24 protein-coding genes and 3 pseudogenes are annotated in these 22,870 nt (G+C 28.5%); 5 read left to right on the top strand and 22 right to left on the bottom strand.

Annotation, left to right across the window (positions count from 1 at the left end; genetic code table 11):
- Window positions 1–67: 67 nt before the first annotated feature.
- Window positions 68–2,185 (bottom strand): M28 family peptidase, encoded by a 2,118-nt coding sequence (locus tag LJD34_RS12120; RefSeq protein WP_227359985.1) that lies wholly within the window; start codon window positions 2,183–2,185, stop codon window positions 68–70.
- A 372-nt stretch (window positions 2,186–2,557) separates the two neighbouring features.
- Between LJD34_RS12120 and LJD34_RS12125 the strand changes: the two genes are divergently transcribed.
- Window positions 2,558–3,292, top strand: coding sequence for a MurR/RpiR family transcriptional regulator (locus LJD34_RS12125; RefSeq protein WP_227359986.1), 735 nt, complete (start codon window positions 2,558–2,560; stop codon window positions 3,290–3,292).
- Window positions 3,293–3,376: 84 nt separating this feature from the next.
- Window positions 3,377–4,804, top strand: coding sequence for a 6-phospho-beta-glucosidase (locus LJD34_RS12130; protein WP_227359987.1), 1,428 nt, complete (start codon window positions 3,377–3,379; stop codon window positions 4,802–4,804).
- Window positions 4,805–4,812: 8 nt separating this feature from the next.
- On the opposite strand, the gene LJD34_RS12135 is transcribed toward LJD34_RS12130, so the two are convergent.
- The 11 genes and pseudogenes from LJD34_RS12135 to LJD34_RS12185 all read right to left on the bottom strand — a co-directional run bounded on the left by LJD34_RS12135 (window position 4,813) and on the right by LJD34_RS12185 (window position 12,526).
- A complete protein-coding gene (locus LJD34_RS12135; protein ID WP_227359989.1) occupies window positions 4,813–5,298 on the bottom strand; it encodes an NAD(+) diphosphatase in 486 nt (161 codons plus the stop codon).
- On the bottom strand, window positions 5,298–6,521 hold the full coding sequence (locus tag LJD34_RS12140; RefSeq protein WP_227359990.1) for an MFS transporter: 1,224 nt from the start codon (window positions 6,519–6,521) through the stop codon (window positions 5,298–5,300). Before LJD34_RS12140 ends, LJD34_RS12135 begins: the two co-directional genes overlap by 1 nt.
- Window positions 6,522–6,596: 75 nt before the next feature.
- Window positions 6,597–6,827 carry a hypothetical protein gene (locus LJD34_RS12145; protein WP_227359991.1) on the bottom strand — a complete coding sequence of 77 codons (231 nt, stop codon included), beginning with the start codon at window positions 6,825–6,827 and terminating at the stop codon, window positions 6,597–6,599.
- Window positions 6,828–6,893: 66 nt separating this feature from the next.
- Entirely contained in the window at window positions 6,894–7,361 is a 468-nt protein-coding gene (locus LJD34_RS12150; protein ID WP_227359992.1) for a MurR/RpiR family transcriptional regulator, read from the bottom strand.
- Window positions 7,362–7,376: 15 nt separating this feature from the next.
- Complete coding sequence (locus LJD34_RS12155) at window positions 7,377–7,928, bottom strand: DJ-1 family glyoxalase III (protein ID WP_227359993.1); 552 nt, start codon at window positions 7,926–7,928, stop codon at window positions 7,377–7,379.
- A 1-nt stretch (window position 7,929) separates the two neighbouring features.
- The gene (locus LJD34_RS12160; RefSeq protein WP_032090980.1) at window positions 7,930–8,490 is read right to left on the bottom strand and encodes a DJ-1 family glyoxalase III; all 561 of its coding nucleotides are present in this window, start codon (window positions 8,488–8,490) and stop codon (window positions 7,930–7,932) included.
- 92 nt (window positions 8,491–8,582) lie between these two features.
- A pseudogene (locus LJD34_RS16820) lies at window positions 8,583–8,944 on the bottom strand (PTS sugar transporter subunit IIA).
- A 214-nt stretch (window positions 8,945–9,158) separates the two neighbouring features.
- Entirely contained in the window at window positions 9,159–9,410 is a 252-nt protein-coding gene (locus LJD34_RS12170) for a hypothetical protein (RefSeq protein ID WP_227359994.1), read from the bottom strand.
- Window positions 9,411–9,726: 316 nt separating this feature from the next.
- Complete coding sequence (locus tag LJD34_RS12175) at window positions 9,727–11,259, bottom strand: hypothetical protein (RefSeq protein WP_227359995.1); 1,533 nt, start codon at window positions 11,257–11,259, stop codon at window positions 9,727–9,729.
- Window positions 11,249–11,701: an RNA polymerase sigma factor gene (locus LJD34_RS12180; RefSeq protein ID WP_052011010.1), complete on the bottom strand. Its 453-nt coding sequence runs from the start codon at window positions 11,699–11,701 to the stop codon at window positions 11,249–11,251. Before LJD34_RS12180 ends, LJD34_RS12175 begins: the two co-directional genes overlap by 11 nt.
- Before the next feature lie 87 nt (window positions 11,702–11,788).
- Window positions 11,789–12,526, bottom strand: a complete 738-nt coding sequence (locus tag LJD34_RS12185; RefSeq protein ID WP_227359996.1) for a helix-turn-helix domain-containing protein — start codon at window positions 12,524–12,526, stop codon at window positions 11,789–11,791.
- 156 nt (window positions 12,527–12,682) lie between these two features.
- Between LJD34_RS12185 and LJD34_RS12190 the strand changes: the two genes are divergently transcribed.
- The gene (locus LJD34_RS12190) at window positions 12,683–13,363 is read left to right on the top strand and encodes a DUF6198 family protein (RefSeq protein WP_227359997.1); all 681 of its coding nucleotides are present in this window, start codon (window positions 12,683–12,685) and stop codon (window positions 13,361–13,363) included.
- A gap of 47 nt (window positions 13,364–13,410) precedes the next feature.
- Here LJD34_RS12190 and LJD34_RS12195 read toward each other — a convergent pair whose 3' ends face one another.
- Genes LJD34_RS12195 through LJD34_RS12215 form a run of 5 tightly spaced genes read right to left on the bottom strand, consistent with a single transcriptional unit; the run spans window position 13,411 to window position 16,893 of the window.
- Window positions 13,411–13,827 carry a flavodoxin family protein gene (locus LJD34_RS12195; RefSeq protein ID WP_032090984.1) on the bottom strand — a complete coding sequence of 139 codons (417 nt, stop codon included), beginning with the start codon at window positions 13,825–13,827 and terminating at the stop codon, window positions 13,411–13,413.
- 2 nt (window positions 13,828–13,829) lie between these two features.
- A complete protein-coding gene (locus tag LJD34_RS12200; RefSeq protein WP_106987508.1) occupies window positions 13,830–14,051 on the bottom strand; it encodes a hypothetical protein in 222 nt (73 codons plus the stop codon).
- 13 nt (window positions 14,052–14,064) lie between these two features.
- Window positions 14,065–15,069, bottom strand: coding sequence for an alpha/beta hydrolase (locus LJD34_RS12205; protein WP_227359998.1), 1,005 nt, complete (start codon window positions 15,067–15,069; stop codon window positions 14,065–14,067).
- A complete protein-coding gene (locus tag LJD34_RS12210; protein ID WP_227359999.1) occupies window positions 15,069–16,049 on the bottom strand; it encodes an aldo/keto reductase in 981 nt (326 codons plus the stop codon). The genes LJD34_RS12205 and LJD34_RS12210 overlap by 1 nt, the downstream gene beginning before the upstream one ends.
- A gap of 4 nt (window positions 16,050–16,053) precedes the next feature.
- Window positions 16,054–16,893: an oxidoreductase gene (locus LJD34_RS12215; RefSeq protein ID WP_227360000.1), complete on the bottom strand. Its 840-nt coding sequence runs from the start codon at window positions 16,891–16,893 to the stop codon at window positions 16,054–16,056.
- 108 nt (window positions 16,894–17,001) lie between these two features.
- On the opposite strand from LJD34_RS12215, the gene LJD34_RS12220 reads away from it, so the two are divergent.
- Window positions 17,002–17,859 (top strand): LysR family transcriptional regulator, encoded by an 858-nt coding sequence (locus LJD34_RS12220; protein ID WP_032090989.1) that lies wholly within the window; start codon window positions 17,002–17,004, stop codon window positions 17,857–17,859.
- 17 nt (window positions 17,860–17,876) lie between these two features.
- Here LJD34_RS12220 and LJD34_RS12225 read toward each other — a convergent pair whose 3' ends face one another.
- The 5 genes and pseudogenes from LJD34_RS12225 to LJD34_RS12245 all read right to left on the bottom strand — a co-directional run.
- Entirely contained in the window at window positions 17,877–18,182 is a 306-nt protein-coding gene (locus tag LJD34_RS12225; RefSeq protein ID WP_227360001.1) for a PTS sugar transporter subunit IIB, read from the bottom strand.
- On the bottom strand, window positions 18,175–19,437 hold the full coding sequence (locus LJD34_RS12230; RefSeq protein WP_227360002.1) for a DUF4038 domain-containing protein: 1,263 nt from the start codon (window positions 19,435–19,437) through the stop codon (window positions 18,175–18,177). Before LJD34_RS12230 ends, LJD34_RS12225 begins: the two co-directional genes overlap by 8 nt.
- A gap of 33 nt (window positions 19,438–19,470) precedes the next feature.
- On the bottom strand, window positions 19,471–20,736 hold the full coding sequence (locus LJD34_RS12235) for a PTS sugar transporter subunit IIC (RefSeq protein WP_227360003.1): 1,266 nt from the start codon (window positions 20,734–20,736) through the stop codon (window positions 19,471–19,473).
- Window positions 20,737–20,872: 136 nt separating this feature from the next.
- Window positions 20,873–21,865 carry a LacI family DNA-binding transcriptional regulator gene (locus tag LJD34_RS12240; protein WP_022002467.1) on the bottom strand — a complete coding sequence of 331 codons (993 nt, stop codon included), beginning with the start codon at window positions 21,863–21,865 and terminating at the stop codon, window positions 20,873–20,875.
- 135 nt (window positions 21,866–22,000) lie between these two features.
- Window positions 22,001–22,563: pseudogene (locus LJD34_RS12245) on the bottom strand (family 1 glycosylhydrolase); the annotation flags it as partial.
- Between the two features lie 216 nt (window positions 22,564–22,779).
- Between LJD34_RS12245 and LJD34_RS12250 the strand changes: the two are divergent.
- A pseudogene (locus tag LJD34_RS12250) lies at window positions 22,780–22,870 on the top strand (peptidase S51); the annotation flags it as partial.

The following is a 22,870-nucleotide window of genomic DNA, read 5'->3' on the forward strand; positions in this document are numbered from 1 at the left end:
CTAAAAAAAGAGGCTGATGAACCTAATCCAAAAGGTTAGGTTTCTTTACAGCCCCATTTTCTACATCTTAGTATTCTAAAAGCTTATTTGTTAATTCATTCATTGCTTGAATTACTTGTGTAACCTCTTCATTTAAATATACTTCTTGATTTTTGATTTCTTCTTGATAAATATTAATTTCATCTGCAAAATCAGGATTTTCTTGTTCTGCTTTTTCAAAGATTCCTAATAAAGCAGGATATGTTTTAGCAAATTTAAATTGTCTATTTGTTGTCCAAAATACATTATTTGGATTTGTTTCTTCACTTAATCTTCTTTGTGCTCTTAAGTTTGATTCTACAGAGAAATCATAAAAACCATATTCAGATCCACCATTTATATGCCAAGCTAAATCTAAAGCTCCATCTTTATCATTAGAAATATTACCTTTTTCTAATGCTTGAATAATATCATTGAATAATTCAATATTTTCTTGATATTGTGCAAATGATGTTGTAATCGTAGAAGATAATTCAATACCAATAAAATGATCTTGAATATACTTAAAAGCTTCATGAAGCTTAAGATTTAATTCTCTTCCTTCTTTTCTAAGAGCATCCTTTTCTTTTTCAGTTTTAGCATTTGCAAAACGTTTATTTATATTTTCAATTTTTTTATTTACTTTAACTGTAGCTTTCTTTAAAGAATTTAAAGATTGATTATATTGACCTACATCAATTCCTGCTTTTTTAGCAATATCTTCATTTAATACATTTAAATCATCGACCGCCGCTGTTAAATCCAACTTCATAACAGGGGCTTGATCTAACCAAATAGCAAGCATTCCATATGTATTGATATTAGTTGTCATAACTTCACGTGAATAAGTTGAAGGATTATCTGATTTTGTATGATAATGCATTTGAATCCATCCTTTTTCTCCTTCAGATGTTCCTGGAACATTCACAAAATAAGGAACCCCAGCATGACGATAAGAAACACCATCTTCCATTGTATTTGCATCTACAGAAGTGTCATTGATTCCTTTAGGATAAATATTGTCTTCTGGATCAATTGCAATTTCATTTACAAATTGTTTAACTGCTGAGGCATATTCTGGAACACAAGATATTTCCATTTGACTAGCTCCATCATAAAATGCTGGTAATTCAAAATTAAGCATTGCTATTGTTTTCTGTGCCCATTCTGGATGAACTGTATTAATCATTTCCCAAGCACCTGTTGTCCAATCATATTCAGTATTAGCTGCACCCCATTCTTCTGAACCATGTGCAATAAATAAAATATCATTTTCAGGTGTATAATTACTTTCTTTCATTGCTTTAGCAATAGCCATAATTAAACCAATCGCACAACTATCATCTTGAAATGATCTAAAATAAATATCATAATGACCAGAAATAATAATTTGTTGTTTTGAAGATTTACCTGGTATCTTTCCTACAACATTGTATGAAACACCATCATCTAAAGAATAGTCATTATCTATTTTTAGTGTTGTTTTATTATTTCCAGCTTTTAATGCTTTTTTTATACTTTTATAATTATTTTTTGAAATAGCCACCGTTGGAATTAAGTCATCCCAACATACATCCTGTACATTAATTTGATCATCATCATAAGTTCCATAACCGCCATTATCATACGTCACTAATGCTGCTGCTTTATGTAAAGCGGCTTCTTCCATATACATATCGATCCAAGCTACATTAAATTGATCTACACCAGCAAGAACAATCTTACCTTCAACATCTTTTCCTTCATAATCTGCTGCTGTTCCATTACCAACATCAACCATTTCAGCAACAATTCCTTCTTTTGAAGTTCCTGATAACTGATAAGATGCTGGCATCATTTGAATATCTGTTCCTTCTATTTTTAAAGAAGCTGAGTTAAATTGCCATTTATCTACAGTCACAGGAATTTTTTCTGTTTCTAATCCAATTTTTCCCATTTCCTTTTCAATATAATCAGCTGCTTTATGTTCAGCATCTGATCCTGCAGAACGATATCCTAACTCATTAGATAATAAATCATCATCTTCTGCTAATGCTTTAGAAATGTTGTAAGCATACTTTGCATCAACATTCTCTAAATAATGATCCATTGTTGTCTTTTTAGGATTACACCCAGTCAATGAAACCATCATTGTTAAAACAATCAATAAACTTACCCTTTTTTTCATTCTCTATTTCCTCCCAAACAATAAAAAAGACAGATGTTTATACACACCTGTCTCATCATATTTTGAACTATCTGTAACAGAAATCCTACTTACTGACCATTTCATAAGGTATATATAAACACTTTACAAAACTGAGCTTTTAACTCAATCAATAAGGGCATATGCCCTTCCGTATTCCACTAAATACGGTTCTTGTCTCTTCAACAAGTCTTCGGCATCTGACCCGGCCGTCCGTGTAGCCTTTAGCATATTGCTGGTCATTCTGTACAGATTTTTGTACGAAATTTATATTACATAAGTTTATTGATAAAATCAATATTATTTAATAAATTTTAAAATATGTTAAAATTATATTGAAGGGAGGAAATAATCATGTTGCTTGATAAATTAAATATTATTTTAAATTCTAGTGATGAATTTTCTCCTAAATATATCATTAGTTCATTTGTTAAAAATAATCTTTATGAAATTCCTTCAATGTCTATTGATGCAATTGCTCTTTCCTGTCATACATCAAAAAGTCAAATTTCTAAATATGTAAAATCTTTAGGTTATGAAACTATGAAAGATTTTAAAGATGCTTGTTTAGATAATATTTCTAGTATAGAAAGAACCAATAAAACCTTATTTTCATTACAGAATAGTATAGAAAAACAATTTTCATCTTTTACAAATCACATCATTGATGAATTACATTATACAATGAATCAAATTGATGAAATCAATTTATTAAAATTAGTAAATGATATAAAGAAAAGTAAACGTATCTTTGTTTATGGTCATGGTCATGCAAGAACTCTTTGTACCTATATTCAAAATGAACTTTCCGCAAAACAAAAAGAAACTATTATCTGTGATGTTGATTTTGAAAAAGAATATAATTTTCAAGATAGTGATCTTCTTTTACTCATTAGTATCAATGGAAATACGTTTTACTTCGATAAAAGAGTGGTGCATCATATTTTAAAGTGTTCAGTTAATACATGGCTGATTAGTTGTAAAGATAATATAAACTTTTCAAAGAACTATTTATATATTCCAACATTAAATGATAAATATAATGATTATTTATTAAGACATATTCTTGATTTTATCTTGATGTATTAAGTTTCCATTTTGGAAATTTTTTTATTTAATTTCTATATATTTTCTATAATACCTTTGTAATTAAAAGTAAAGGAGAAACAACAAATGGGATTTAGAAAAGATTTTTTATGGGGTGGTGCGACAGCCGCCAATCAATGTGAAGGTGGAGCAAATGAAGGAAACAGAGGTGTTGCTAATGTAGATCTTATGCCTTTAGGTGAAGATCGTTATTTAGTTGGTACTGGTAAAATGAAAATGTATGATTTTGATGATCAACATTTTTATCCAGCTTTAACTGCTGTTGATTTTTATCATCATTATAAAGAAGATATTGCTTTATTTGGTGAAATGGGATTTAAAACTTTTCGTTTATCTATTGCTTGGACACGTATTTTCCCAAATGGTAATGAAGAAAAACCAAATGAAGCAGGATTAAAATATTATGAAGATATTTTTAAAGAATGCCATAAATATGGTATTGAACCTCTTGTTACTATTAATCATTTTGATTGTCCAATGTATTTAATTAAAAAAATCGGTGGTTGGCGAAGTAGAGAAATGATTGATTATTTCTACAAGCTTTGTAAAACTTTATTTATTAGATACAAAGGATTAGTTAAATATTGGTTGACTTTTAATGAAATCAATATGATTTTACATTTTCCTTTTGTCGCTGCTGGTCTTTGTTTTGAAGAAGGTGAAAATGAAACACAAGCTATGATTACAGCTGTTCATCATCAACTTCTAGCAAGTGCCATGGCCACAAAACTTGCTCATGAAATAGATTCAAATAATCAAATTGGTTGTATGCTAGCTGCTGGTTCTTATTATCCTGAAACATGTAAACCAGAAGATTATTGGAAAGCAATTTGTGATAATCGAGAAGTCTATATGTTTGCAGATGTTCAAGCAAGAGGTTATTATCATAATTATGCATTAAAATGGCTTGAAGAAAGAAATGCATCTATTCCTTTTGTAAAAGGAGATAAAGAACTATTAAAAGAAAATACCGTGGATTTTGTAAGTTTCTCATATTATTCATCAAGAGTAAGTAGTAGTGATTTATCTAAAGGAAAACAATCAGAAAGTAATATTTTTTCTTCTGCTAAAAATCCTTATTTAAAAGAAAGTGATTGGGGTTGGGCTATTGATCCTTTAGGATTTAGAAGTACTCTTAATGAACTCTATGATCGTTATCAAAAACCATTATTTGTTGTAGAAAATGGTTTAGGAGCGAAAGATATTATTGAACAAGATGGTTCTATTCATGATGATTACCGTATTGATTATTTAAGACAACATATTCATAACATGAAAGATGCTGTTGAAAAAGATGGAGTTGATTTGATAGGTTATACAACTTGGGGATGTATTGATTTAGTTTCTAATGGTACAGGTGAAGTTAAAAAAAGATATGGATTTATTTATGTAGATCGAGATAATTTAGGAAATGGAACTTATCAAAGAATTAAAAAGGATTCATTTTATTGGTATAAAAAAGTCATTGAAACAAATGGAGAAGATTTGTATTAAAAAAACAGCTAATGCTGTTTTTTTAAATATCTTTCTAAAAATGAATGAGCAAGAGAGCCTTGTTTGATTTGTTTTCTTGCTTCTTCAATTGAATACCAATGAGCTTCATCAACTTCATTTGTCAGTTTAAAATCTTCACTGTCAACAACAACTGCATAATTATGCATTAAAGTATTTGATGGTTGATAGTATTCATTATCATTATATGTATAATCAATTACATTTAAATTGACTTCTTCTTTAATTTCTCTAATCAATGTTTCTTTCGCATTTTCACCTTTAGTAATATATCCTGCTACTAAAACATTAAAATTTTTTCCATATTGTTTAATAAGCAAAATCTTATCTTTTGTAGGATTAAAGATAATCGTTGAAATTGCACTATTGAACATTGGAAAACGAAATTGTTTACATGTTGGACAATAAGGTACAAGTCCATCTATGCCACATTCTTTTTCTATAAGTTTAGTTCCACATTCACTACAATATTTCATTATTTATCACCTACGCCATTATAACGTAAACAAATAATAACTAACAATATTAAATTTATAAGATGAAAACATAAAGCGATAATAAAAACAATTTGATAACTTTGTGTAAAATCATATAAATAACCAATTAATGTTAATGAACTGGCACTCCCTACATTTGTAAGAAAACCAATAACAGAATAAGTTCTTGCATAGTTTTCATTTCCAAAGAAATAACGTGTTAACATCGGAATCCCTACAGCACCCACAGAATAAATAGAACCAAACATCAATGAACCGATATAAAGTAAAAGCGTTTCTTGGTGAATCACTCCTAAAAACAATAGAACTAAAGAAATACAATTTGTTAGAATCATCATGATTACTGCTTTTATAGGACTTAATAAATCACTTAAAAATCCAATTAATAATTTAGTACTAACATTGCCTATCATGGTAAATGACATGAAAGTTGCTCCGATAGTAACTGATAAATGAATACTTACAGCAATACCTGATAGATGTTGAGAAATTCCTGTAATTGAAGTATGTAAAAGAGTAAATAAACACATACAAAGGAAACTGATGGTTAGTAACTTTATTTTATTATTTTGAACTTTAGTTGTTTCTTTTCTATTTTGATAACCATAAGGTAGTAAATGTTCTTTTCGAGGATCGATATTCCAAGGAACAATTAATGCTGGAAGAACTAAAACAAGAATACAGATAGCCATGAAACGATAAGTCATTTGCCAACCATAACAAGTAATCCATGAACTTAATAAAGGTGAAAAGATAGCCCCTGAAAGTCCACTAAAACTTAATGCTAAACTCGTCGCTAAGCCATGTTTTTTATCAAACCAATTTGTAATAACAACTGTAATAGGAACCATTCCATAAATACCTACACCGATTCCTCTTAAAATACCTAAAATATAAAATAAATAAACAGATGTACTATAAGACATCAACCAAGTTGCACCACTTGATAAAATAACACCTATTAGTAAGACCTTTTTATAGGAATATTTTTTAATCACTTTTGATATCTTTAATGAAGTTAATGCTGTCGCTAAAGTTGAAAGTGTGGCATGCATCGCAAAAGTTCCTTTTAACACTTTTAAACTTTTAGATACAGGTGTATAAAAAACACCTATCGCATTGGTACATAAACCAATAGAACTGGCTGCTAAACAACACATAAAAAAAACAATCATCCAATGTTTATAACTTTTATTGATCATAATTTTCACCTCAATAAAAACATATAACTTTATAATCTCTAACGCATTAGATTTCCTAAATTAAGAAAAGGAGGATCAAATCCTCCTTGCATATTCTTGAGCTATTAAACTTGCAATAAATTGTAATTGATAAGGGTGACTGTTTTGATCTCGTTTAGAATCAAAGGTAATCACATGATCAATAAAATCTGGATAATTTTCTTGTTTACTTGAAATCAACCAAATTTGTGGTTTCTTTAATTTATTCTTTAAAGTTCTTATATCAGGATAATCAAAATAATATCCTGTATAAGAAAAGATAATCAATAAATCATCTTCATTGGTTGATGAAATATATTGTAATTGTTGCTTATAGGAAATATGTGAATAAGTTTATTTCCCTAACATCAATAAATCACTTTGTAAATTAAAAGCAACTGCTCCTGCTTTTAATAAACCAAAGATACCTACTTGTTGATATTTTTGGATTTCTTTGCATAATGCATTTATTTGTTGCATATCTATTGATTTTTCTACCATTGTAATACTTTCTTTAACTTTTAAACTATATTCTTCCAAACGATTTTTAGCCTTAGAAGATGAAGAATATTGTTCAAAATTCATCTTTGTTGAAATCAATAACTCTCTCAATTCATTAAAATCATTTAATCCTATTTCCTTACAAAACTTTGAAATAGAACTCATCGCTACAGAACATTCCTTTGCCATCTCTTGAATACCAATATCCTTAATATCATCTAAATGATTTAATAAATACGTTGCAATTTGACTATTCGTTGAATCTTTCTTTTCACTTGCTAAAGTACTTAAAAAAACAATCGGTAACTTTCCATAAAGCATACAATCACTCTCTTTCTATCTTCCTCCAGCAAAATTATACATTAGTCTTTCTTTCATTTCAGTAACATCCTTACCAAAGACTTCTAAAATTTTAAAAGCAAAAGGATAAGGTGTTGCTGGTCCTTGACTCGTTACAATATTTTGATCAAAAACAGAGACTTCATTTACAAAATCTCCACTTACAAGTTTATCTTGATAACCTGTATATCCTGTTACTTTTTTACCTTTAATGACATTGGCTTTTTCTAACACAACTGTTCCTGAACACATTGTTGCTATATATTGATGATGCTCATTAAAATATTGAACAAGTGAAATCACATCTTGATTTTCTAATAAATTTTGACCACCAGGTCTTCCTCCAGGTAAAACAAGCATATCATAATTTTTAATTTCATCATTAAAAAGCTTATCTGCTTTAACATACATATCATGCATTCCTCTTACAAATTCTTCATTAAAACTAAACGTATGACATTCTAATCCCCCTCGACGAAGTAAATCCACAATTGTTAATGTTTTTCCTTCTTCATATCCTTCAGCCATTAATACTGCAACACGTCCCATTTTATTCATCCTCCTTGACATCAAATGCATTAAAATAAACCATTCTCTTTTTAACTGCTAAATCATCTCCACCTAATAATTCTACAAGTTTATAAGCAAATCCATAAGCTGTTGCTGGTCCTCTACTTGTAACAATATTGCTATCAATGACCACTTTGTCATTTAAATAAGTTCCTTGTTTTATCTTTTGATCATAGCCTTGATAAGCTGTAAATTTTTTATCAACTAATAAATTTGCTTTTTCTAAAACAATAGGTGCTGCACACATAGCACAAACATATTTACCTTTTTCATTCATTTGTTGTAAATATGAAATAAGTGTTGGGTTATTTTTCATCGCTTCTGCTCCACCATAACCCCCTGGTAAAATAACCATGTCATAATCAAGAAGTGTCTCATTTAAGATGTGATCACATCTTACAATGATTTCATGTCCTCCTTTAACCTCTTGTTCAAAACCTACTAAATCACATTGAAGATGTGCTCTTTTTATAATATCTGCAATTGTTAGAGCTTCACCTTCTTCAAAACCTGATGCTATTATAATTGCTGCTTTTTTCATCATTATTCCTCCATTTCATCTTTACAATAATCTTTACAATGAAATGAAACAATGGATTTCCTAAATTAAGAAAAAAGCCTAAGAATTTCTTCTTAAGCTTTAAGATATTCAATAACATCTTTAGCATCTTTGGTTTCTAATAAAACTTGCATGGCTTGTTTATTATCCATAACTGCATAAAGATCTTTTAAAGTATTTTTAGTTACTTGAGATTCTTTCATATTCATAGCAATCATAAAAATAATCTGTACTTGATGTTGATTCCATAAAATAGTTTTTTTAAGGTTGCTATAACGATTTTAGATTTTATAATTTCTTTTTCACTACCATGAGGAATAGCAATATTATTACCTAAATCAGTAGCCATGATTTTTTCTCGACGAAATACACTTTCTTTATAGTTTTCACTAACACAGTGATGTTTATGTAATTCATCACATAAACCACCATCCAAGCTGTAATAGCTGTAAAAACAATAGCTTCAAATTTTGTTTTGGGCATTTTTAATTCTTTTTTCATAAATTTCCTCCTAAAAAAATAAATGCCACCTCGCCTTTTGACAGTAGCAAGGTGACATTTAGTGTCTAGGTGTATTTTAGAGATATTTTATTTTAAAGACAAGAAAAAATATTTTTCTTGTGCATCTATCGCAAAAAAACAAACAAGCATTATTTATGCTCTATGCACAACTGTGCCTTTTTTAATTGTTTCTTCAAAGAGATGATCTTTATTACTTTATAAATCAAAATTCCTAAAATAATCAAGCATAAACAACTTAATTGATTATATCCACCCAAATAATACTCATCAGTATTTCTAACAGGATAAATATCAATTTCTATACAAACCCAAATAAGTGCTAATACTCCTCCTGATAAATAATGCCAAAATAATTTATTTTCTATTTTCTCTTTCGTCATCATCTTTCTCCTTTATTTTAAATCTTCCAATTTATGAATTATTTCTTGGGAAATAATTTGTTAAAAAGGAATTATATTATTATACTGATTCATTTTTATAAACTAAAATAACATAATAAATAATAAAAAACTTATTATCAAAATAATTATTTTTTCTATTTTATACTCTTCTATCAATGGATTATGTGAAAATTAATTTTTTTAATTATTTTGTTTAATTTATTCAATAAAATAGTTTATAATAACCATGTTGGAAGTGTAATGTTTGTATAGAGATTGAGCATCCTTGATGGATGCTCATCTTTTTTATACCATTTTAATAACCATGATCTACATGTTTCCATTCACCCTGTTTATTTCTTACAAGTAACCAAATCCAATCTTTATAAGTACTATTAGGATTTAAAGAACCATCTCCACCACTTCCATCAACATCAAATGTTGATGTTAAAACAATAGCTTCATCTGCACCATATTGTTGTAGTATTTCTTTAAAATAATTTTCATTATCTCCCGCATAATAAATTTCTTTTAATGTACAGCCTTTAAAATTTTCATTAAAATAATCAATAACTGTATTAATTGCTGAAGTGATATCATCATAGCTATAAATATTTGAAGTGACTTCTTTTTCTACAATATCATTTTCTTCTCTTTTTTCTATACGAACAAGCATATTGATATCTGTTTGAATAACATATTGATAAGAATCATCAATATATGCTTTATAGTTTCCTCCACTATAATGACTAGGAAGGATGACTTCTGTAAGAGGAAGTTGTTGATTCATCAAAATATCTTGTGCATGTTTAATAATTTCTATTGGGTCTTTTTCAAGAGTTGATGTAATACTATCTGTAAAACCATATTCTTTTGAAACATATTGAATGATTTTGTTATTTTTATCATAACTAACATCAAGTCTTAAAGTTGGTTCATCTTTATCATTACTGAAATTAAAATAATTTTCTTTTTTATCTTCATAAACATAACCATTTTTCATCAATTCATCTATAACTTCTTGAGGAAGGAGTTCTTTTAATTCTTTGATTGTTTCTGATTCACTTAAAGTACTAAAACGTAAGTATTTATGTTTTGATTGCTTTAATTCAGTATTAATTTCTGTACGTTTTGCTTTTCTTTTTTGAACAAACATTTGTCCTTTTTGATTAAAAGAAAGTTCTATTTCAAAAAGTTTACTTGCTTTTGATTTATAGTTCACTTCAATTCTAAAATTATCAGAAATATCTTTTATCTTAGAGTTAAAAAGATAATCTTCTGGTTTCCAAATAACTTTTAAGCCTTTTTTTGTATGATAATATTTTTTATAAAGATCATAAGAAATCGTAGTATCACTTTGATAGACTTTTCCACCTAGATGAATCTCCAAAGGATTTCCTCCTTGAACAATACGAATTGATTCAATTTCATCACTTTGTACATCTACTGTAAAATAACTTGTTGTAAGATATCCATCTAAATAATATTTTCCATCATAATTTTTTAAATCTAATTGCGATTGTTTAAAATCTGTTTTTTTAGAAAAATACTTTTCTTCATATTTCTTTTTCAATTGCACTTTATCCATTATATCGACCTGATCATGAATTAAATAATAATCCATCGGTGTTACTTGAGTAGTAATAGAATTATAGGTTTGATTATAAGCAAGAATTTCAAATGTATCTTTTGTTTCTTTGTTTTGAATACCTAATACAAATAAAAGAACTACACAAAAAATAATCAAAATAGGTTTATAGTAATGATGTTTTTTTATAGGAATTTGTTGAAGAAGATTTTCATCAACTTGAATTTCATCATAATAATTTTTAAATGATTTATTTTTCATCAGCCTCTATCTCCTTTCTTAATTGATTTCTTGCTCGGTTTAATAAAACACGAACATTATTTTCTTTGATATGTAATAATTCTGCCATTTCTTTGGTTGAATATCCTTCATAATAAAATAAATAAAGAACTACATTATACTTTTTAGAAAGCTTATTTAAATAAGGGGTCAAATCAATTTCTTGCTTTTCAAAAATATAAGTTTGTTCATCGATTTCATCTATTTTATTATGCCAAAAAGACTTCAAAGATGTTTTACTACAATTAAGTGTTACCCTTATAAACCAAGCTTTTTCATGTTCTAAAGATTCAAAAACTGGTTTTCTTTTCATATAACGATACATCACATTTTGGAAGATATCATCTGCTTGATCTTTTTGATGACATTGACTAAAAGCTAAACGATAAACCAGTTCTTTTTCTCGTTGAATCACTTCTTCCATACAAAAACCTCCTTTCATTAGTAATACTTTTTAAAGGTCAAATATGTTACAAAAATTATAACATTTTTATAAAAAAATACCTTGGCATTACCAAGGTAAGTGATCTATATTAAGTTTTTCATAATTTATATTTTGACTTTGATAATAATGAACTTGATGATTCTCATCATCAAGGATTTTAATGATATTATTTTTAAGTATGACAATCGTTACTTTTATATCACCTTTTTGACTCATAATATAAAATTCATATTGTTTTTCTTGATTATCTTGATTAATATAAGAAATTGTAGGATTATTTGAAAATTCTGTTTTAATTGTTTTAATCTTTTTAAAATCATTAATATTTAAATAATCACAAAATTGAATAACTTTCTTTTGTGTCAAACCACCCGAATACATAACCACTAACGAAGCAGGTTCACGATAAGCTAAAGCCAATTGGTCACCTACATAATAATCACTGCATAATCTTTGAATGATATTATTATAATTATTTTCATATTTTTGCTGTTTTTGGACTTTATACATACCAATTAGTGTAATTGTAAAAATAAAACAAACAATACTGATGATAAAAATATCTTTTCTTTTTTTCTTTCTTTTTTGAATAATATATTCATTGCTTTGAAGAAGTTCTTCATAGTCTAGTTTTAAAATAGATGTTATCTTAGCAAGTAAGGTAATATCAGGATAACCTCTTCCTGTTTCCCATTTACTAATTGTTTTGTTGCTGACATTTAGTAAATCAGCAAGTTGACTTTGAGTGTACCCTTTTTTAAGTCTTGCATTTTTTATTGTTCTAGCAAATCTATCATTATCCATAATACCACCTCCTACTTTAACTATACAAGAATCAAATTAAAATAGAAAGAAAATGACTATCTACCAATTGTAGACATGTTTAGAAATGTTTCCAATTTGGAAACATTTTTAATTTTATAGATAAATGCTTCTATAATGCATGGTGAGGTGATTAAAATGAAAAAAAGAAGAATAAATAGTGAGATATTGTATTTAATTGCAATATTAGTTTTATCATTTTCAATAGACTTACTGACTATTGCAAACATGGGGTTATCTGCTATAAATGGACCCGCTTATATTTTAAGTGAAAAAGTTTATTCACTTACTTATGGTCAGGCAGAATATATTGTTGAAGGAATTATTTTTATCGTTTTTTGTATTTTAATGAAGAAATTTAAAATGGCATATTTGAGTTCTTTTATCACAGGTGTTTTATATGCAACAATGGCAGATATTTGGAAAATAATTATTCCTTTCTTTCAAAGACAAAATGAAATATGTTTTCAATTACGTATTGTTTATTTTTTTATCGGTTTTATACTTTCAGCAATGGCTGTCGCTATGTTTTATAAATCTTATTTATATCCTCAAATCTATGATTTTTTTGTTCAAGAAATATCAAAAAAATATCATATTACTTTAAAAATATTTAAAACTTGCTTTGATTGTACATTCCTTATTTTATCTTTTATCATGTCTTTATTCTTATTTCATGGAATTGTTGGTATTGGTATAGGAACTATTATTGTTGCTTTGTTTAATGGAACATTCATCAGTTTTTTCAAGAATTTTCTTGATAAACATTTTATATGTATTCCAAAATTCACCAAACTTGAAAAATATTTAAAGCTATAAAAAAGGCTATAATGAAAACCTAAAAGCTAGGTTTCTTTATAGTCTTTTTATTCAGTAATCATCCCTTTATAGTTCATACCATATAGTTTAGCAAAACGACTCATTGTATATTCACCAGCAGCTAATTGTTCCTTTGTAGGTGCATATCCTTGGAAAACAAAATACATATCTTTTCCTTGTAATAAACTTTCATCTACATAACCATAAAAACGATCTAAAACATTACGAATAGCTCCTGACATACTATGCCAATAAAGTGGTGAACCAATAACAATTGTATCTGCTTGTTTCATTTGTTCAATAACTTCATCTAATTGATCATCTTCAAAGTTTTGACCATAACTGTAGATTTTATAATCAACTAGATTTAATGTTTTAAATTCTTGATCTTTTAAGAATTTTTTAGTAAGTCTTACAGTATTTCCATTTTTATTAGGACTTCCATTAATAAATAAAATACTCATTTTTATATCTCCCTATAACTTATATATAATTGTGTTTCATTTCTAATAATTTTATAGTGTTTAATAATATTAATTAATAAATTAATTTGATATTCTTCGATATCACCTATCAAATAAAGTTGTTCATTTGATAATAAGGGTTCAAAAGAATAATCATTAAGTTGTAATAGATTTATGATTTCATCTTTTTGTTTGCTTAGACAAACAATAATTGCTTTTTGCATTTTTTCACCAACTTTATTTATAAAATATATCTAATTTTTCAATTGCTTCTTTTACAACACTTTCTTTGTAATACGTTTGTATATGGGTTGCATCTTTAAGATAATAAAGTTCTTTTTCTTTTGTCGTAATCGCTAGTTCAAAAGCTTGTTCACTCATATAATTTGTATCAGCATGATCTCCAACCATCATTAATAATGGTTGATCAAGAAGATACATAAATTGAACTGGATCATAAACCATCAAATCCATCAAGTTTCTTTGTAAAAAACATGAATGACTATTAGGATGAAAATGTGTTTCTACATAATATTCATAACCTTCTCGATACATTTCAATTGGTAATTGATGCCCTACTTCTGGTTTCATCTCTGTCATATTCGCATTATAAATCAAAGTACCTTCATTTAATTCTTTTTCTCGAATAGAAGCAACCTCATGAAGTCTTTTTAACACGGTATCAACTTGGCTGTTTTGAAAGCCTTCACGTCTAACCGCTCCCGTATTAAACATAGAGACAGTAGCTATTTTCTTTAAACGTTTATCCATTTGTCCACATGAAAGCAGATAGCCTCCACCACCGCAAATACCTAAACCATAGATACGTTGTGAATCAACGCCAGGAAATGAGAAGATAGCATCAATCATCCCTCTAATATCTTCTATGCGATAATAAGGAATATCTTGTTGTCTTGGCATTCCTTCACTTTCACCAAAAAACATGCAATCAGAGACAATTGTAATATATCCTTTTTCAGCAAGTCTTTGTCCATAAAGTCCAGCTGCTTGCTCTTTAACTGCTCCATTAGGAACAGCGATAACAATAGCAGGATATCGTTTATCTTTACTATAGTTTTTTGGTGTATAGATATTAGAAGCAATTTTTATGCCATTTAATTGATAAGTAATTGGATGTATTTGAACTTCATTTTCTTTATTTTCAGTTATAGCATTTTCATAAACCAATCCAAAAGGATTAGAAGAAAAGGGAAAAGCTTCCCTTTTATCTAATTGAATCATTAATGACCTCCAAATACTTTAAATTCCATTGTATTTAATTTATCATCAATTGTTTTAACTTCTTCTTGACTTAATTCAACATTACCTGCTTTAAAGTTAGATTGAAGTCTATCAAGTTTTCTTGATCCTGGAATTGGAATAATGAAATCATATTTATTAATCATCCAAGCAAGTGACATTTGTGCATTTGTAGCATGATGTTTTTCACCAATTTGAGAGACAACTTCTAATAATTCATTTGTCTTTTTAATTCCTTCTTCACTGTATTGAGGCATATCAGGTCTAAAGTCTTGTTCACCACTACCGAAAGCTTTTTTAGATTGATAAGCTCCTGTAAGTGCCCCATTAGCAAGAGGAGAGAAAGCAACATAGGTGATTCCTAATTCTTTACATACAGGCATTAAATTTTCATGCCATCTAGCCATCATTGAATATCTGTTTTCAATAACAGTTACAGGACATACAGCATGAGCACGTCTTAAGTATTCTTCATTTGTTTCAGAAATACCCCATGCTTTAATTTTTCCTTCTTCAATTAATTCTTTCATCACACCAGCAACAACTTCTGGTTCTACTTTAGGATCAATACGATGTTGATAATAAACGTCAACATAATCTGTTTGTAATTTCTTTAATGATCCTTCTAAGGATTTTCTAATTGTTTCTGGTGAACTATCAAATTCAAGGTGATCACCCATATGTTTAACACCAAATTTAGTACATAAGATAATATCTTTTCTAAATGGTTTAACAGCTTCACCAACAACTTCTTCGTTATAAGCTGTACTTCCATCAGGATTAACTCCTGTATAACATTCAGCTGTATCATAGAAATCATATCCCATGTCATGTGCTTTTCTTAAAATTTCTACTGCTTCTTCTTTAGGCGTTGGAAGTCCACTGGCATGAGTTAATCCCATACATCCTAGTCCAATCGCATTAACATACATATCTGTTTTTCCAAGTCTTACTCTTTTCATCTTTCTACTTTCCTTCCTCATAATCACATGAAGCTGATACTTCAGCCCATTTATCTAATTCTGCAATTTTTGCTTCTAAAGTTGATTTAACTGCTGTTACGGCTGCTTTACCTAAAGTTAAAATTTCTGGTAAATCATCATTATGCACAATATCTACAATGACTTTACCAGCTTTATCTGGATCACCTGCTTGTTGATGTTTGTTTTCAAAGTTACCTGGTCTTGATTTACCTACGACTGCTTCATAATCACCAATTTGAGCTTTTGTTCCTTGTAAAGATTCACCATCATAGAATCTTGTTCTAAAAGCTCCTGGTTGAACAACCATTGCTTTAATTCCTAATGGAGCAAGTTCTTTCATTAAACCATTTGTAAGTAATTCTAAGGCTGCTTTACTTGAAGCATAATATCCTGAACCTACAGCAGATCTTGCGGCTGCAATCGAAGTCACATTTAAAATATAGCCTGATTTTTGTTCTCTCATTTTAGGAAGAACGGCTTTAATTAACTCAATTGGTCCAAATAAATTAGTTTGATATAAAGTTCGAACTGCTTCGATTTCTCCTTCTTCTACAGCACTACGATAACCATATCCTGCATTATTAACAAGAACATCAATTGTTCCAAATTTATCGTATGCTTCTTTTACAGCGTTTTTAATACTATCTTGACTACATACATCTAAAGAAACAGCTAAAGCCGTTTCTGGATAAGCTTCTACAATATCCATCACTTTATCTTTATTTCTTGCTGTAACAATTGCTTGATCCCCACTTTCTAAAACAGCTTTCGCAATTCCTTTTCCAATACCACTTGAACATCCTGTAATTAACCATGTTTTCATTTTTTAGTTTCTCCTTTTTACATACATATTTTATTTTTTTATTACTTAAAAGTACAATACCAATAAAGAAATATGCTATAATTTAAACGCATAGTAGGAGGTCATTATATGATAGAACTTAATCAACTTGAACAACTTATTTATATTGCTGAAAATAAAACAATTTCTAAAGCTGCCAAAGAATTATTAATTTCACAACCAGCCCTTTCACGCTCTATGCAAAGATTAGAAAGTGATTTAGGAGTAGAACTCTTTGATCATTATAAAAATAAAATTGTTCTTAATAAAAATGGTGAATTAGCTGTTAAGCATGCTCAAAAAATCATTAAAAGTATTCAAACAATGATAAATGATGTACAAGATTATGATCAATCATTTCATCGTATTTCTATTGCAACTTGTTCTCCTGCACCTATGTGGGATATTGAACCTTTAATTAAAGAACTTTATCCTCAAATAACAATTCAAACAGCTGTCATTAATCAAAAAGATTTAATTACAAAATTAAAAGAAAAAGAGTATCAACTAATTATTACACCTGAACAAGTTGATGACTCTCAATATGTTTGTATTCCTTATGTAGAAGAAGACTTATTATTATCATTGCCTTTAAATCATCCTCTTACAAAGAAAAAAACTATTAAGTTTCATGATTTAGATGGACAAACCATGTTACTTTATTCAAATATTGGTTTTTGGCATGATTTACATATGCAAAAAACACCAAAAACAAAATATTTATTACAAGAAGAACGTTTTACTTTTAATGAAATCGTGAAAGCTTCTACTCTTCCTTCTTATACTTCTAATCTTTCTATTAAAAGAGAAGGAAAGATGTCTGATCGTATTATTTTGCCAATTGATGAAGAAGAAGCCCATGTCACTTATTATGTTGTGATGCTTAAAGAAAATAAGAAAAAATATAAAGAACTTATTGATAAAATAGATCAATATTATGATTATTAAAAAAGAGCAGTGTATTTTTATTTCTTACACTGTTCTTTGCTTTCTATAATAACATCTAACAAATCATTTATATGATTAATGTGTTCATTTGTAATTACTTTTGTTTCAATAGGTTTCAATAATTTACTTATATTTTTAAAATTATATCTAATTTGCGGCATAAGTAAAACTAAGTCATAATTACCTATTACTTTACTACAATCTTCTGTATGAAATGCTTCAACTTCTATATTCAACTGCTTTTTTTCAATTTCTTCTTGCAAAACATGGCAGATATTTTTTGCTGAAATTGAAAACGAACAAATTATCGCAACTCTATACATCTTTTTCTAAAATATATAATGCATCTCTATTAAAATATGTCATTTTAATAATGCTTGTCTTTCCATTAATTGTTTGAAGTGGTGAAACATATCTTCTTGTTAAATCAATTGCAATTGATTTATAGTTTGATAAATCTAAATTTAATTCAATGTCAATATTGTGTGGAACATATAACACAATTTTATCATCTTTTCTAGCAATTCTAATTTCTGGATTTTCTTTTACAAGTAGTTCTTGTATAGCTTTTAACCCATATAAATCATAAGTTTCAAATATATATTTTATATAACCATAATCCCAAGCACCTTCAAAACATAAAGCTTGTTGCCAACATTTAGGAGTCGCAAATCCTTCTCCCAACGAAGCTTCAAATCCTTTATTTGTAGTATGCCAACTATAGATTCCTGCCGCTCCATAAGTAATTCCAGCACTGGCTCCAGAAAGTAAAGACATCCATGCAGCTCTAATGATATCTTCTTTACTCCATCTTCCATACATTTGTCTGGAATATCCCATATCTTCATAACATGGTTCACTATTTATTACTGGTTTACCTTTATATTTATCTGCCATTTCTTCTGCAAGTAAGTAAGGCATTCCTAAGTTTTGAGCATTATGACCACTTTGATAAAAACATAAATCCAAATATGAATAAAGATTATCTGGTATATATGTATATCTTCCTTTTATGTGTGTTGTATATAAACAATTAGGTGCTAATTCTTTTATTTGTTTAGCACATTTAACATAATATTCAATACATTGTTCCGTATTAAAATCAGTATCTCCACTAATAATATAAAGTGGTTCATACTTTGTAAATGTTTCATGAATAATATTTATATAATTGTCAATACAATCTATTGGCATAATACCTTTTGAATAAAATTGACTTGCCCATGTATCAGGAACAAAATTACACCACATTATAACAAGCGCTAATTCAAAGCCTTTTTCTTTAGCACGTGCGCACATTTTATCTGCATGCTCAAAATAAGATAAATTTAATTTTTTATAATTATATTTTCCATCAATAACTTCAAAAGGTTCATAACATAAATCTGTGGCGGATGCATCCCATTGAGGGAGGATGTTGATTTGTAATGTGTTAAAACCTTGTGATTTACGATAATCTAAATAATAATCCCAATCATTATCTTTAATATTTGTAAATGCAGACCAGCATGTATCTGCTAGGTAGAAAAATGGTTTCCCATTTTTCATTAGAATATTGTTTTCTATTGTAAGTGACATAATTTTCCTCCTATTTATTTTCTGTTACAAATACTATTCTGCGGTAGCTTCTAAACTTTGTTCTTGTTCATATCTTTGTTTATCAGAAACTTTAAAGAATGGATACCAAATTAAACATCCAATGAAAATACATACAACTTGTAAAATTGCAGCTTGCCAACCCCCAGCAAGTAATGGTTTTAAGATAATTGGCATACACCATGGTACTTGTACACCTGTAAATCTTGGCACTAAACCTATGTACATACTGAAATAAGCAACTAATGTTTGTACAATTGGTGTTAGAATAAATGGTATTGCCATTAATGGGTTCATAATTAAAGGATAACCAAATACAACTGGTTCATTAATTGTGAATAACCCAGGAATAATACCTAATTTCCCCATTGTCTTATTTTGTTTTGATTTAGCAAATAATAAGATAACGATACATAATGATAAAGTACCTCCTGCACCACCAATTCCACTAAAAGTATCATAGAATGTATTACATAAAATATTTGGTAAAGCTTTACCAGCAGCATATGCTTCTAAGTTAGCTGTTGCCATAGGTAAATATACAGCAGTAATTACACCACTAATAACATTTGATCCATGAATTCCAAAGAACCATAAAAACATTTGTACTAAAATTAAAACCACTAAAGACCATACACTTCCACCTAAAGAATTTAAAGGTGTCACAATAACTGTATAAACTAACTGTGTAAATGAACCATAAGGAGTAAATGAGAATATTGTAGCCACAGCAATAAAAAATAATCCTACTAAGATTGCTGGAATTAATGCTGTAAATGTATTAGCAATCATTGGTGGTACACCATTTGGCATTTTAATTTTTAATTTATCAACATTCATAAATGCACAATAGATTCTTGTAGCTATCAATGCAGCAATCATTGCACCGAATAAACCTTTAGCACCCATAAATTCCATCATCAATCCACTATCTTTTGTTAGTGGTGTAGTAATAAAAAATGCAAAAACTGAAATTAATCCTGCTGGAATTTGATCACATTTAAAACTTCCAGCTAAACGATATCCAATTAAGAATGCTGCATAAATTGATAAACAGCTTGTTGTTACTGTTGATGCAGCTAAGAAATAAGTTTTAACTCCTATTTTTTCAATAAATTGTAAATAAGGATCAAATGGGAATACCCCTAAAAGACATCCAATTGAACCAATAATCAAGATAGGTAATGTCCCCATCAAACCTTTAGAAATAGCATCTAGATAAACATTTGATGCAACCTTAGATGATAGTTCCAAAGCTTTATTAACATATTTGTTATCCATTTTATTTTTCCTTCCATCTCATACATATTCTAGTAGTGTTGCAACTCTCTACAACCAAAAGTATAATGAAAGTGGTTTCATCGGTCAATACTCAAACTAAATTTTTATTTAAGTTCTAACTAAATATTTTACTTATTTATTTAGTGCTATCGCGTTCTATTATTTCAGTACTTACCATTATTTTTAATGTATTTTCATTTTCAGAAAATTTCTCTATCAATCTTTTTACTGCAACTTCCCCTAGATATCTTTTATTTACTCTGACAGTTGTTAATGATGGTGTTGAATAACTTGCAAATGAGATATCATCAAATCCTGTTATTGGGACATTGACATTAAGCTCTTGCATAGCTCTTATAGCCCCCAATGCAATATAGTCATTAACCGCAGCGAAGGCATCTGGCATCTCATCTTCTCCATTTATAAGTTCTACTAAGTAATCCTTAAAATCTCTATAACTATCATCTATCGTCGGTTGAACAAAGGCTTCTAATTCTGGAACTACATTTAATCCATTATCCATCATAGCTTGTAAATAACCCATTTTTCTTTCTTTAAAGTTGTTTATTTGATTAATAGAATTAATCAATCCAATTCTTTTATACCCTTTTTTAACTAAATAATTTGTTATTTCATACATCCCATCTCTATTATTAATAGATAAAAAATCACATTTTTGATTTGTATAAGCATTATCGATAATAATATATGGTATTCTAAAATTTTCAAATCTTTCAACATCTTCTAACTGCATTTCTGTTCCTAAAAGAATTAATCCATCACTTTTTGAAACATCATCAAGTTGTTGTATTTCTCCTATCTGATCACTATCTATATATATAATATTTAATCTATAATCTTGTTTCGTTGCCTCATTTTCTAAACCTCTAATCAATTCAGAAAAAAAAGGTGTGTCTCCAACAACTCGCTCTTTTTTACTATAAATAACAAGTGTCAAAATACCTGTCCTTTTTCCAGTTTTAAAATATCCTAATTTTTCTGCCACTTCTATAATATGATCTCTTTTTTCTTTACTAATAGATCCTTTTCTATTATTAAGTGCATTGCTTACTGTTCCAGGAGAAACTCCTGCTTCTTTTGCAATTGCAGCTACTGTTACTTTTTTCAATATAATCACCTCTTCTTTGATTATATCATAATAAACAAATAACTAAACATTTATTATCTTTATTTACCTTTAAAATAAAAAAAGATATGATATTTTTAAGATTTCACTTTTTAAAAATTATATATCCATTATTTCCTAATCTAAATCATTTCCATGAGATTCGATTACTTTTTTATACCAATAGAATGAGTCTTTTCTTCTTCTTGATAAATCTCCTGTCCCATCATCGTATTTATCAACATGAACAAAACCATAACGTTTTGCTGTTTCTCCTGTAGAAGCTGAAACTAAATCAACACATCCCCACATAGTACATCCCATTAAGTCAACACCATCTTCATTCACAGCTGCATCCATAGCTTTAATATGATCTCTTAAATAATTGATTCTATAAGTATCATGAATTGATCCGTCTTCTTCAATTGTATCAAATGCTCCTAAACCGTTTTCTACAACAAATAATGACATTTGATAACGATCATATAATCTATCTAAAGCATTTCTAAGTCCTGTTGGATCAATTTTCCATCCCCAGTCAGATGCACTTAAATACCAAGCGATAAGTTTCCACCACCTGCTCCTTCATAATCTTCTGGATTAGAAGCTGCAACTTGTGACATATAATAAGAGAATGATAAGAAATCAACCGTACCTTCTTTAATAATTTCTAAATCTCCATCTTCAATTGGAAGCGTAATTCTGGATTATCAACGCTTTTTACGATAAAAAAGTGCTGTGATCACAAGGCTTTTTGCAAGTAAAAATGAAAAGAATATATATAGGTAGCCTACGAAACTGGATGCTGGTTACAGAAGCAAGTCGACAGGCAGTGTATTAAAATTAGGTGGATGTAATTGAAGAAAAAATATGATATCCTGTGAGTAACAAATCGGAATTTATAAAGGAGAATATTGATGAAACTATTTTTATGTTCGCATTTTTCAAGTGTAGGAAGTCTGATAAAGGAAGAAATTGAAAATAAGAAAGTCGCATTTATTCCAACAG

It is taken from the genome of Faecalibacillus sp. MSK20_93 (assembly GCF_020589945.1).
In the GTDB taxonomy this organism is placed as follows: Bacteria; Bacillota_I; Bacilli_A; order Erysipelotrichales; family Coprobacillaceae; genus Faecalibacillus; species Faecalibacillus intestinalis.